The organism is Enterobacter sp. CFEC122 (assembly GCF_052983755.1).
The window spans coordinates 22,733-31,858 of the sequence record NZ_JBRIQR010000047.1; the positions used below are offsets into that span (position 1 = coordinate 22,733).

General features: G+C 46.2%; 8 protein-coding genes and 1 pseudogene. 6 read left to right on the forward strand and 3 right to left on the reverse strand.

Annotated features, from left to right (window positions below; all coding sequences use genetic code 11):
• The first annotated feature begins 110 nt into the window (after nt 1-110).
• Nucleotides 111-1,466: a phage tail fiber protein gene (locus ACVCAM_RS22920; RefSeq protein ID WP_447093681.1), complete on the forward strand. Its 1,356-nt coding sequence runs from the start codon at nt 111-113 to the stop codon at nt 1,464-1,466.
• Nucleotides 1,467-1,560: 94 nt separating this feature from the next.
• Here the strand turns inward: ACVCAM_RS22920 and ACVCAM_RS22925 are convergent, their stop codons facing one another.
• Nucleotides 1,561-1,827: a DinI family protein gene (locus tag ACVCAM_RS22925; RefSeq protein ID WP_032623294.1), complete on the reverse strand. Its 267-nt coding sequence runs from the start codon at nt 1,825-1,827 to the stop codon at nt 1,561-1,563.
• 86 nt (nt 1,828-1,913) lie between these two features.
• Between ACVCAM_RS22925 and ACVCAM_RS22930 the strand changes: the two genes are divergently transcribed.
• Together ACVCAM_RS22930 and ACVCAM_RS22935 are read left to right on the forward strand one after the other, a co-directional pair.
• Nucleotides 1,914-2,153, forward strand: coding sequence for a hypothetical protein (locus tag ACVCAM_RS22930; protein ID WP_447093682.1), 240 nt, complete (start codon nt 1,914-1,916; stop codon nt 2,151-2,153).
• Complete coding sequence (locus ACVCAM_RS22935; RefSeq protein ID WP_045406334.1) at nt 2,153-2,473, forward strand: hypothetical protein; 321 nt, start codon at nt 2,153-2,155, stop codon at nt 2,471-2,473. Before ACVCAM_RS22930 ends, ACVCAM_RS22935 begins: the two co-directional genes overlap by 1 nt.
• Before the next feature lie 127 nt (nt 2,474-2,600).
• Here ACVCAM_RS22935 and ACVCAM_RS22940 read toward each other — a convergent pair whose 3' ends face one another.
• Both ACVCAM_RS22940 and yeaG read right to left on the reverse strand, forming a co-directional pair.
• Nucleotides 2,601-3,884, reverse strand: a complete 1,284-nt coding sequence (locus ACVCAM_RS22940) for a YeaH/YhbH family protein (RefSeq protein WP_059362358.1) — start codon at nt 3,882-3,884, stop codon at nt 2,601-2,603.
• A 74-nt stretch (nt 3,885-3,958) separates the two neighbouring features.
• Nucleotides 3,959-5,893 carry a protein kinase YeaG gene (yeaG, locus tag ACVCAM_RS22945; RefSeq protein ID WP_008500713.1) on the reverse strand — a complete coding sequence of 645 codons (1,935 nt, stop codon included), beginning with the start codon at nt 5,891-5,893 and terminating at the stop codon, nt 3,959-3,961.
• Nucleotides 5,894-5,971: 78 nt separating this feature from the next.
• On the opposite strand from yeaG, the gene ACVCAM_RS22950 reads away from it, so the two are divergent.
• From ACVCAM_RS22950 to ACVCAM_RS22960, 3 genes and pseudogenes are all read left to right on the forward strand, one after another.
• On the forward strand, nt 5,972-7,906 hold the full coding sequence (locus ACVCAM_RS22950; protein WP_447093683.1) for a recombinase family protein: 1,935 nt from the start codon (nt 5,972-5,974) through the stop codon (nt 7,904-7,906).
• Between the two features lie 578 nt (nt 7,907-8,484).
• Entirely contained in the window at nt 8,485-8,652 is a 168-nt protein-coding gene (locus tag ACVCAM_RS22955; protein WP_158236492.1) for a hypothetical protein, read from the forward strand.
• Between the two features lie 72 nt (nt 8,653-8,724).
• Nucleotides 8,725-9,126, forward strand: a pseudogene (locus ACVCAM_RS22960) (hypothetical protein); the annotation flags it as partial.

The window sequence follows — 9,126 nt, forward strand, 5'->3', positions numbered from 1 at the left end:
GGTGAATTTTAATCTAACGATGTGTTTTTTCTCAAACACAAAAGGGTTTTTATCCTCAAAAATTTGACCTCGCTCCGGCGGGGTTTTTTCCTTGCCCGAAAGGAGCGCATATGTCTGCAGGTACTATCACCCTGACAAACGGGTCCGCTATTGTTGGCGGTTCCGGAACCTCATTCGCAACCGAACTCGCCGCAGGTGACTTTATTGTCTCCACTGTGGGCGGCGTTGATTATACGCTCCCCGTTAAATCGGTTGAGAGTAATGCGCAACTCACACTTGTCAGTAACTTCACCGGGCCAACACAATCCGGCGCGGCCTGGTCAGCTGTTCCCCGCGTTGCGCTGAACATGGTTACTGCTGCGCTGGTGGCACAAAGTGCAGAAGCGCTGCGTGGACTGAATTACGACAAACAGAACTGGCAAAGTATTTTTTCTGGAAACGGCAATGTAACAGTAACTTTGCCGGATGGGACGAAATGGACGGGACCAGCATGGAATAGCATTATCACTACTCTCTCAGGCAAGGCGGCAAAAGGTGCAAACGATGACATTACCTCGCTAAGCGGGCTGACTACAGCGCTAAGTATTTCACAGGGAGGGACTGGTGATAAGACTGCCGCTGGCGCTCGCACAAACCTCGGTCTGGGAACTTCTGCAACGAAAAACACTGGAAAAACGAGCAATGATGTCATGCAGCCCGGCATGTTTGGTCTTGGGTTAGCTAATGGTGCAATTACAACGAACTCGACTAATTTCAGTTCTCTGGTCAACGACAACTTTACAACGCAGGGAACGGGATTGTGTGCATTCAGAAATGATGCTCAAGTTACGAGCGGTGATACGCCTTTTTATCAGTATTCCCCATCGTTGTTTTTCAGGACCAGAGATACATTTGCTGTGCTCAACTTCCATTTTAATGGTGGCCCGATAAGAGTTTTTGCAGGTGGAATCAGCGAGACGAACTTAATTACATCGACAAATGGCAGAACATTGTGGGACACAAAAAATACTGCTGTAGACAGTAATGGCTTTATAAAGCAGGCATCCCCGGTCGTCAAAATCTTCACTGATGGTAAGTATGAAACTAACGACGAATCAGAAGGCGTCACGGTCACTCGTCTGGATGTCGGGCAATATCTTATTGAAGGCTGTAAAGCACTCAATTCAGACGCTGCATGGGGAGGTATCGACGGAGGGTTTGAGATTCCCACAGACAGGAATAAGCAACCGCTTATATGGCTGGACTACGAGGTTAACGCAGACGGCTCTGTGCTGGTAAAAACCTATCACCGCGAACATCCTTCTGCGCCAGCATTTGCCAGGAATGAGCGTGATGGATTGGCAGATGGCGAGCCGGTTGACATCCCGGCTGACCAGTTCGTCAGCGTTCGTGTAGAAATGCCAGCTGACAGCATCTGGAATCAGAAACAAGCGGAAGAGGCTTTAAAGCAGGAACAGGGCTCGTAAAAAAAACTGCCGCCATTTTTCGTAATAATGAGCGGCGGTTGATTGCTCAGAGTTCATGCCCAAACAAACGTAGGGAATATTACCTGAACAAGATTTACAGGCCAACCTGGCGAACGGTCGGGAACTCAGAAACCAGCCACATATCGGACTCTTCAAACATTTCCTCCAGCATGCGGTTCAGTTTTTCCCGATCGCTTTTGCTGGCATCGCTATTCAGGCCGTTTGCCTGCATCGGCTTCACCTTCACTTCGGCATCAGGGAAAATCTGGTGCACCCGCTTCTTCAACTCGGCCAGTATGATCTCTCTGGCCCCTTCGAGCCCCTCTACATTTCGCTTGTCATAAACCAACTCAACGAACATCACTCTCCATCCTTGCTGACTTGATCTGGTGAAAAAAAAATACTACTGTATATGCATACAGTCAATAATCAAGTGAGGGTGCTGCTATGCCTCGCCAATATGATATTCACGCAGCTTTTTTAGCCTCTATAGAACAGAATCCAAAGGGCTACCTTTGCCTAAAAACAAACAAATTCATCAATAATTTGCGCGAGAAGAACTGGCATTTCAGCCAGGCAGACGCTAACGCATGGATTGAGAGATACCAGCCTGATTTTGCTGATAAGACGACGGATGGCAGTGAAAACCGTTACTGGATCTTGCGAAATATGGGGAGGGTATTCTGATGGGCTTTCCTTCACCAGCAATGGATTACCAGGAACAACGGTTAACCATCGATCTGTTATGCGGAATTGATGGAAACTGCAGGGTAATAGAAACGTCATGCGGTTGGGCTGTCATTAACGTTGCCATGAGGCCAGAGCAGGGAGATACGCTACTGGTAAGAATGGATAACAGGAACGAGTTTGCAAAGCTATACGGGGCGGCATTGATAACTGAAGATGGCGAAGCGATAGAAGGCGACGCGCTGGATGATGTAACTGTATATGGCGTACTGACTCACACCCTTAACATTATTGGGGAAGACAAGTTACCCACCATATAACCGGATAACCACTAAACTGCCTTCCCCAAAATAAAAACTAAGGCAATGAAAATTATGAAGAATTTTAAACGTGAAAACTATAGTTAATCAGCCAGCGAAACAAAGCTAACTGGCTGATTAACAAGGGTTAATTTGAGGTTGTTGTGCTTTGCTTGTGGAACAGCTCCCTGAACACCGGATAAATGTCATCCTGGTCACGGATATGCTGCATGGCAAAATTATCGAACATCGACTGCAGATGCTCATACTCCCGCCACAGGGTCTGGTGCGCACGACGGGTGATTTCGATATAGCTGTAGTAACGCACGACCGGCAGAATTTTCTTCGCCAGAATCTCGTGACACAGCGGCGAGTCGTCGGCCCAGTTATCGCCATCCGACGCCTGCGCGGCATAAATGTTCCACTGTGCCGGGTCGTAGCGCTCTTTGACCACTTCATCCATCAGCTTCAGCGCGCTCGAGACGATGGTGCCCCCGGTTTCCTGCGAGTAGAAGAACTCATGTTCATCCACTTCTTTTGCCTGGGTGTGGTGGCGGATATAGACCACCTCCACGTTCTTATAGGTTCTGCTCAGGAACAGATAGAGCAGAATATAAAAACGCTTCGCCATATCTTTGGTGGCCTGGTCCATCGAGCCGGATACGTCCATCAGACAGAACATTACCGCCTGGCTGGAGGGCTCAGGGCGTTTTTCGTAGTTCTTGTAGCGCAGGTCAAAGGTGTCGATAAACGGGACCCGTTCGATCTTCGCCCTCAGCTCTGCAATCTCTTTACGCAGGCGCTCCTCTTCCAGCAGTTGCGCCGGTTCCGTATTTTCCACCACCTTCAGGCTGCTCTCCAGCTCGCGCAGTTCGCGACGTTTGCCTGCCGTCATGGCCGTGCGTCGCGCCAGCGAGTTCTGCAACGAACGCACGACGCTGATGTTGGCGGGCACGCCGTTGGCGGTATAGCCCGCGCGGTGGGTTTTATATTCATTAAGCTGACGATGCTGATTCTTTTTCAGATTCGGCAGCGCCAGGTCTTCGAACAGCAGGTCGAGATATTCATCTTTTGAGATCTGGAAGACAAATTCGTCCTGACCTTCACCGTCCTGGCTGGCCTGTCCCTGACCGCTTCCTGAACCACCGCCGCCGCCCTGAGGGCGCTCAATTCTGTCGTTCTGAACGAAGTGATCATTACCTGGGTGTACGCGATGGCGCAGGCCGCCTCGCCCCTGATGAAACATCGGTTCGCTGATGTCATCGGTGGGGATGGAGACAGACTCGCCGCTGTCGACGTCGGTCACCGAGCGTTTGTTGATGGCCTCGGAGATAGACTGTTTAATTTGCGCTTTATAACGACGCAAGAAGCGCTGGCGGTTCACCGTGCTCTTGTTTTTGCCGTTAAGACGCCGGTCAATAAACCAGGTCATATACCCCCCGTACTGCATTTGCCAACTTGCATTTTGTAGGCCCGGCAGGCGCTAAGCGCCGCCGGGCACTTGTTTTAAGACGATTTACGCACGCGCAGGTACCATTCGCAGAGCAGGCGGACCTGTTTGCGGGTGTAGCCTTTTTCCATCATACGGTCGACAAAATCGTCGTGCTTTTTCTGTTCATCGGTTGAGGTTTTGGCGTTAAACGAGATCACCGGCAGCAGCTCTTCGGTATTGGAGAACATTTTCTTCTCAATGACCGTGCGCAGCTTCTCGTAGCTGGTCCAGTTCGGATTGCGCCCGTTGTTATGCGCTCTGGCGCGCAGGACGAAGTTCACAATCTCATTACGGAAGTCTTTCGGGTTGCTGATCCCGGCAGGCTTCTCGATTTTTTCCAGCTCCGCGTTCAGGGATTCACGGTCAAACAGCTGGCCGGTATCCGGGTCGCGGTACTCCTGATCCTGGATCCAGAAGTCAGCGTAGGTGACATAACGGTCAAAAATGTTCTGCCCGTATTCTGAATAGGATTCCAGGTAGGCCGTCTGGATCTCTTTGCCAATGAACTCGGCGTATTTCGGGATCAGGTAACCTTTCAGGAACTCAAGGTAGCGTTCAGCCTGCTCCTGGGGGAACTGCTCGCGCTCGATTTGCTGCTCCAGCACGTAGAACAGATGCACCGGGTTGGCCGCTACTTCCGCATGGTCGAAGTTAAAGACGCGGGAGAGGATCTTAAACGCGAAGCGCGTGGACAGACCGTTCATCCCTTCATCAACCCCGGCGTAGTCGCGATACTCCTGATACGACTTCGCTTTCGGATCGGTATCCTTCAGGCTCTCACCGTCATAGACGCGCATTTTCGAGTAGATGCTGGAGTTTTCCGGCTCTTTCAGGCGCGACAGGATGGAGAAGCGAGACAGCGTTTCCAGCGTGCCCGGCGCGCACGGCGCATGCACCAGCTCACTGTGGTTAAGCAGTTTCTCGTAAATTTTGATCTCTTCGGAGATCCGCAGGCAGTAAGGCACCTTGACGATGTACACGCGGTCAAGGAAGGCCTCGTTGTTTTTGTTGTTACGGAAGGTCACCCATTCAGATTCGTTCGAGTGGGCAAGAATGATCCCGTTAAACGGCAGGGCGGAGATACCTTCCGTCCCGTTGTAGTTTCCTTCCTGAGTGGCCGTCAGCAGCGGATGCAGCACCTTGATGGGCGCTTTAAACATCTCGACGAATTCCATAATCCCCTGGTTAGCCCGGCACAGCGCGCCGGAGTAACCGTAGGCATCCGGGTCGTTTTGCGCGAAGTTTTCCAGCTTGCGGATGTCGACCTTACCGACCAGCGCCGAAATATCCTGGTTGTTCTCATCACCGGGTTCCGTTTTAGCGATGGCGATCTGTTCCAGGATCGACGGCCAGACTTTCACCACGCGGAATTTGGTGATGTCGCCACCAAACTCATGCAGGCGTTTTGCCGCCCACGGCGACATGATGGTGCCGAGGTAGCGACGCGGGATGCCGTACTCTTTATCCAGAATCTGCGCATCTTCCTGCGGATTGAACAAGCACAGCGGGTGGTCGTTCACTGGGCTGCGCTCGCCGTTGGCGCTCAGGACATAGATAGGCACGCGCTGCATCAGCGACTTCAGGCGTTCCGCCAGCGAGGATTTACCGCCGCCCACGGGGCCAAGTAAATAGAGGATCTGTTTCTTCTCTTCCAGACCCTGAGCGGCATGCTTCAGGTAGGAGACAATCTGCTCTATGGCATCTTCCATGCCATAGAACTCTTCAAACGCCGGGTATCGGGCGACCACCCGATTCGAAAAGAGACGGGAAAGCCGGGGTTCCAGGGCAGTGTCAACCATGTTTGGCTCACCAATAGCCATCAATAGCCGTTCTGCCGCATTGGCATAGGCACTGCGATCTTGCCGACAGATGGTAAGAAACTCCTGCAGTGTGAACTCTTCGTCCTTGGCAGCTTCATAGCGCTGGCGATAGTGATCGAATATATTCATGGCATGCCGTCCTTTTGTATAATCTGGGAACATTTGCGAATCAGCACTTTTAGCGTAATTCTTCAACGGGATAAAAAAATGCTCCGTCCTATTTGTTATGAGCGAGTATCAAGCATTCAGCAAGTCGAAATGGGAAATGGATTGGATGATCAAAGGTCTTCTTTAACTGCCTATTTAGACAAAAATTCTGATAAGTTCACGAATGATAGAGTTTTCATAACAGATGCGGGGCTTTCGGCATTTAAAAATGCCAATATTTCACCTGAGTCTCAACTTGGGATATTTTTGCAAGATGTGGAGAACCGCAAGTACGGTAAGGGTGACGCACTTATAGTCATTAGCCTTGATAGGTTATCGCGTCGTTCAAGTTGGGCTGAAAGTACTATCCAGTACATCGTGAACAGCGGTGTAGAAATCCACGACATTTCTACAAATCTCGTGTTACGGGCAGATGATCCTATGTCGAAAATCCACATGGAACTTATACAACATCGCTCGTACAATGAATCATTGATGAAGTCGGTACGTGCTAAGTTAGCTTGGGATAACAAAATTTTACGTGCATTACAGAATGGAGAGGTGATTTCCAATCGTATGCCTAACTGGTTAAAAAATGTTGATAACAAGTATCAGGTGATCCCTGAACAGGCTGAACTTATTGTTAAGTGTTTTGAGTGGTATAGGGAAGGGCTTAGTACTGGAGAGATTGTTAAGCGTATCGGTAAAAAGTGGCAGATGGTAACCGTGTCAAGGCTGATACGTGACCGCCGCTTGTTGGGTGAACATGAGCGATACAATGGTGAGGTTGTACGAAATGTTTACCCGAAAATCATTGATGAAGACTTGTTCCTAACGGCGAACAGGATGATGGATCGCGTTATGCTGGAGAAGAAAAAGCCAGCCGAGGATCTGTTACTTGAACCTGATGTAGTTCGTGAAATTTTCAAACTGTATGAAGGTGGACTTGGCTCAGGGGCAATTGTTAAACGCTTGCCTAAAGGGTGGAGTACTGTAAATGTACTGCGAGTACTACGCGATAAGAAAGTAGTTACTATGAAGATTATCGATAATCTCACTTTTGAACGGGTCAATGAGAAGTTATCAAGGAATGGTATAGCCAATCGTATTCGTAAAGATATAACAATTGCTCAGGATGATTACATCACAAACCTGTTTCCCAAAATATTAAAGTGTGGTAATTGTGGAGGGAATATCGCCATTCACTATAACCATGTCAGAACTAAGTACGTCATTTGTCGCAACAGGGAAGAGAAGAAGATTTGTGATGCCAAATCTTTCCAGTACACAAGAATTGAGAAGAATATTCTTCAGCTTGTCAAAAACATCGATTTCAATAAATTAATGATGGAAGGACAGTCTGATTCTGACCTTTTGCTGGCATCGTTACGAGAAGAATTGTCTACTCTGAAGAAGGAAGAGGAAACCTATCAGATAAAAATTAATGAACGTAAGGTAGCAGGTAAGAAGACCTCTTTACCATTAATGACTGGTTTGACCGAGGTTCAAGATAGAATTGAAGAAATTGAATCCGATATTTTAAATGCTAAAAATATCAAAGAAATCCCTGTTTTTGACTTTGATATTAATAAAGTACTTGATCCGATGAATGTTGAACTACGTGCAAAGCTAAGAAAGGAATTAAGATTAGTACTTAAATCAGTAAAGTACTGGATTTTTGGAAAACGTATTTTTGTTCAGTTAGAATATTTCAATGAGATCCTATCCCATGTACTTGTGATTGATAATAAGCGGGGTGGTGGTGAAGTACTACATGAAATTGTCATTTCAGAATCTAATGGTGAACGTGTTTATACGGTCAATGAAGAAGGTAAAACAGTATTCATTGCGTCAGTAACATCTGGTACAGATATGTGGTCACTTGCGATTAGTCGTACAAAAACACTGGATGATGTTGGATTGTATCTTAATTTACTCAATCGTGAAAATTTTGAGATCGTGGTGAATGAAGATTTGATTGATTGGATAGATTAACTTATGAACACTCTTGGCTGATTAATAATAAACAAGAGTGTTCAAACCCTCACATACTACCTTTCATTTCAACAACTTTTTGAAGGTTCCGAATAAATATCTAAAAGATAATTAAAAAGGAACCTCAAATGAATTTTCTAATAGAAGTACTCGCAGCCATTCTTTACATTTTAGTTATATTCCCCATATACATAGTCTGTTCAATCTTCTTTATGGTGCTATTTATCATTACACTACCTTTGAAGATACCAGTAATAAATAAATGGGTTAGGAGCTACCTGAAACGGGAAAAATAAACATGGTATAATATAGGTATCAAGTACTCAATGCTGTTTCCCAACTTCTTCAGTACTTCCAGATTAAATCAACCATAGGATTTAAAAATCCGTGAAACGATTTTGATTTAAATCCTATACTACTAATGTCTTCAACATATCTCACATGTTCCGAAGAAAAATAATAAATAATATATAGATTGTGACTCATCTATCCTTCCATTGAAAAGATACCCTACGCCGTAGGGTTCTTTTTACATGGGATTTATTACGAAATCGAAATCATTTAATAAGGAAAAACAAATGAAAAACAAAAAGGATGTAAAAACTAATTGTGTGACCGTGCGATTAACTGATGCTCAGTTAACCGCATTGCAGGAACTATCTAAGAGTGGTGTCTGCGAGCGTGAAACACTCGCAAGTGCTTTTCAGCACCTACTGACGCAATTCATTATTTTGAAAAAAGGCTAATGCTGTACGCCTAATAAAGTTATAGCAAATGGTGAGACAGGATGTTTCACCACAAAAGAAAGGAATCTTAAAATGGAAAGAGTAAATGATTTAAAAAATGTACGTGAACATATTGATTATCCTCATCTAAAAGAAGGTCGCAAGGCATTCAATAATATGTTCGATAGAACGCTATATAACCCTGATTATGCTGATGTAAGTATTGGTGAAGGTTTTAGCAAACTAACATTATTCTTGGATTGGCATGAACAGAATTATGAAGAGCATTGGCAACTTGATAAAGATATACTAAATCCATGTTCACGAGAGTACTCACCTCAAAACTGTATGTATGTTCCTCCTGAAGTTAACCAACTCTTCAAAAGTACCAAACCTGGTAAGTACATGAAAGGTGTTGAAGCATCAGGTAAGAAATTCAAAGCATATTGTAGTGTTGAAGGGAAAAAGATTTGTTTAGGTACTTATCCCACAGAA

Bases quoted from the DNA above. Each gene is read 5' to 3' on its own strand.
- ACVCAM_RS22920 (WP_447093681.1), top strand. From the start codon at position 111: ATGTCTGCAGGTACTATCACCCTGACAAACGGGTCCGCTATTGTTGGC.
- ACVCAM_RS22925 (WP_032623294.1), bottom strand. From the start codon at position 1,827: ATGTTCGTTGAGTTGGTTTATGACAAGCGAAATGTAGAGGGGCTCGAA.
- ACVCAM_RS22930 (WP_447093682.1), top strand. From the start codon at position 1,914: ATGCCTCGCCAATATGATATTCACGCAGCTTTTTTAGCCTCTATAGAA.
- ACVCAM_RS22935 (WP_045406334.1), top strand. From the start codon at position 2,153: ATGGGCTTTCCTTCACCAGCAATGGATTACCAGGAACAACGGTTAACC.
- ACVCAM_RS22940 (WP_059362358.1), bottom strand. From the start codon at position 3,884: ATGACCTGGTTTATTGACCGGCGTCTTAACGGCAAAAACAAGAGCACG.
- yeaG (WP_008500713.1), bottom strand. From the start codon at position 5,893: ATGAATATATTCGATCACTATCGCCAGCGCTATGAAGCTGCCAAGGAC.
- ACVCAM_RS22950 (WP_447093683.1), top strand. From the start codon at position 5,972: ATGCTCCGTCCTATTTGTTATGAGCGAGTATCAAGCATTCAGCAAGTC.
- ACVCAM_RS22955 (WP_158236492.1), top strand. From the start codon at position 8,485: ATGAAAAACAAAAAGGATGTAAAAACTAATTGTGTGACCGTGCGATTA.